At 59.6% G+C, this 203-nt stretch carries 1 pseudogene; it reads right to left on the bottom strand.

The annotated features are described in order from the left end of the window. Positions 1 to 190 (bottom strand): annotated as a pseudogene (locus F1735_RS38775) (IS66 family transposase); the annotation flags it as partial. Positions 191 to 203 lie beyond the last annotated feature (13 nt).

Here is a 203-nt window from a genome sequence, read left to right as displayed (position 1 = left end):
CATCGGCCGGCAATTGGTGGTGGCAATGATCGCATTGGCTCGGCAGTGGATGGACGACGATCTCGGTCGGTTGCGACGTTTGCATCAGCGTCGTTCCGTCGTGGCCCGGCTGCCCGCCGACCTTCTTTTCCGAGGGCTTGCGCAAGGATTTCGTTTTCTTCTTTTTCAAGCCATCGGCCGACGGCGGCACACTGGAATTGTGG

Origin of the sequence: Massilia genomosp. 1 (genome assembly GCF_011682185.1) — a bacterium.
Classification (GTDB): Bacteria; Pseudomonadota; Gammaproteobacteria; order Burkholderiales; family Burkholderiaceae_D; genus Telluria_A; species Telluria_A rubra.
Note: the sequence above shows the minus strand (reverse complement) of the source record. Positions and strands in the feature narration are given on the sequence as shown.